Consider the following 2,103-nt stretch of genomic DNA (forward strand, 5'->3'; position numbering starts at 1 on the left):
GCGCGGCTTCTCCTGCGCCATCCAGTGGCCGGACTCGACCACCGCCTCGGTGAGGTCGGCGCAGTGGGCCCGCATGGGCTCGGCGAGCCGCGAGTCCATCGTCTCGCAGACCGTGTCGTAGGCCCCGTGCAGGAAGAGCACGGGCAGGCTGAGGCGCTTGTCCGCCGCCCTCGCCGCATAAGCCATGTTGGCAGCCGCGTTCATGTACCAGCTGTCGGGGCCGAAGAAGCCGTTGCGGGCCAGCGCCTCGGCGTAGGCGTCCTCGTCCTCGGCGGTCAGCACCGTCTCGTCGCGCGGCGCGTCCGGGACCGGCTGCCCGCCGAACCAGCCGCCGTTCGCGCGGATGAAGGCGGTGCCGGCCGGCTGGCCCTTGCCGGCCGGATTGCCCGCCCGGAACGCCAGCTTCACGAACCCGCGCGGGTTCTGGTCGAAGCCTGCGCAGGCGGCGGCGAAGTTCTCCCGGTAGAACAGCATGTAGTCCCACTGGCCGGCCGGGAACTGCGCCTCCGGATAGAGGCTGCGGTCCACCAGCGGGATGATCGTCTCGGGCGCGAAACCGTCCGGCATGTAGGGCACGCACAGGTTCGCCACGCCGTGGCAGCGGTCGGGATGGTGCTGGGCGATGCTCCAGACCACCGGCGCGCCCCAGTCGTGGCCCACCCACACCGCCTTCTCCGCGCCCAGGTGGTCCAGCAGCTCGAGCATATCGGCCACGGCGTGCTCGACCGCATAGTCCTCGTGGCGAGCGTAGACGCTGGAGCGCCCATAGCCGCGCATGTCGGGCGCCGCCGCATGGAAGCCCAGGCTGGCGAACACCGGCAGCTGGTGGCGCCACGAGATCGAAAGCTCGGGCCAGCCGTGCACGAAGATGATCGGCACAGAGCCGGGGACGCCGGCCGACAGGTAGGCGGTGGTGTGGCGCTCCGTGGTGAGCGTGTTCGTCGCGACGCTCAAAACTCGTCCTCGACGGCCGCGCGGAAGTCCTCGAACACCTCGGCCATACGCTGCTCGGGCGGCAGCTCCGGGGCCGGCTCCGCGGCGGGTGGCGACGCCGCTGCCGTGAGGCGCGCGACCACCGCGCCGTGCTGCACCAGGACCAGCTCCTCGCCCTCGGGCAGGCCCGAAAGCAGGGCGGCGATCTTCGGCGGCAGGTCGTCGAGGTCGAGGCGGGCCATGAGTGCTCCCTTGGGGCGGCATCCTAGACCGCTTCCGCGGGCGCAGGTAAACGGCCAGCATGGCTTACCGATCGCTGCGCGAGTTCCTGGCCAAGCTGGAGGCTGCGGGCGAACTGGTCCGTGTGACCGAGCCGGTGTCCAGCCACCTTGAGATGACCGAGATCCAGCGCCGCCTGCTGCGCGACGGCGGGCCGGCGGTGATGTTCGAGAACGTCGTCCGCGCCGACGGCGAGCGCTCGACCATGCCCTGCCTGGTCAACCTGTTCGGCACGGTGAAGCGGGTCGCCATGGGCGTGACCCTCGAAGGTGTGGAGCGCACCACCGCCGCCGACCTCCGCTCGGTGGGCGAGCTGCTGGCCTTCCTGCGCAACCCCGAGCCGCCGCGTGGCCTCAAGGACGCCTGGGACATGCTGCCCCTCGCCAAGACGGTGATGAGCATGCGGCCGAATATCCGCAAGACCGCGCCGGTCCAGGAGGTGGTCTGGAAGGGCGATGCGATCGACCTCTCGAAGCTGCCGATCCAGGGCTGCTGGCCGGGCGAGCCGGCGCCGCTGATCACCTGGCCGCTGGTGGTCACCAAGGGGCCGTCGGACAGTCGCGAGGACGACTTCAACCTGGGCATCTACCGCATGCAGGTGCTGGGCAAGGACCGGGCGATCATGCGCTGGCTGGCGCACCGCGGCGGGGCCCAGCACTACGGCCGTCACAAGAAGGCCGGCCGCCGCGACCCGCTGCCCGCCTGCGCGGTGATCGGCGCCGATCCGGGCGTCATCCTGGCCGCCGTGACGCCGGTGCCGGACACCCTGTCGGAGTACCAGTTCGCCGGCCTGCTGCGCGGGGCCAAGGTCGACCTGGTCCCGGCCAAGACCGTGCCGCTGCTGGTGCCGGCCGAGGCCGAGATCGTCCTGGAGGGCCACGTCCTGCTCGA

At 71.4% G+C, this 2,103-nt stretch carries 3 protein-coding genes; 1 reads left to right on the forward strand and 2 read right to left on the reverse strand.

Annotated features, from left to right (window positions below):
• Both VGD44_RS05035 and VGD44_RS05040 read right to left on the reverse strand, forming a co-directional pair.
• Positions 1-954: alpha/beta hydrolase (locus tag VGD44_RS05035; RefSeq protein ID WP_331084519.1), on the reverse strand; the 954-nt coding region annotated here is incomplete at its 3' end.
• The gene (locus VGD44_RS05040; protein WP_331084521.1) at positions 951-1,175 is read right to left on the reverse strand and encodes a hypothetical protein; all 225 of its coding nucleotides are present in this window, start codon (positions 1,173-1,175) and stop codon (positions 951-953) included. The genes VGD44_RS05040 and VGD44_RS05035, both read right to left, overlap by 4 nt.
• A gap of 59 nt (positions 1,176-1,234) precedes the next feature.
• Between VGD44_RS05040 and VGD44_RS05045 the strand changes: the two genes are divergently transcribed.
• On the forward strand, positions 1,235-2,103 hold an 869-nt coding region (locus VGD44_RS05045), incomplete at its 3' end, for a UbiD family decarboxylase (RefSeq protein ID WP_331084523.1).

The organism is Phenylobacterium sp. (assembly GCF_036402295.1).
Classification (GTDB): Bacteria; Pseudomonadota; Alphaproteobacteria; order Caulobacterales; family Caulobacteraceae; genus Phenylobacterium.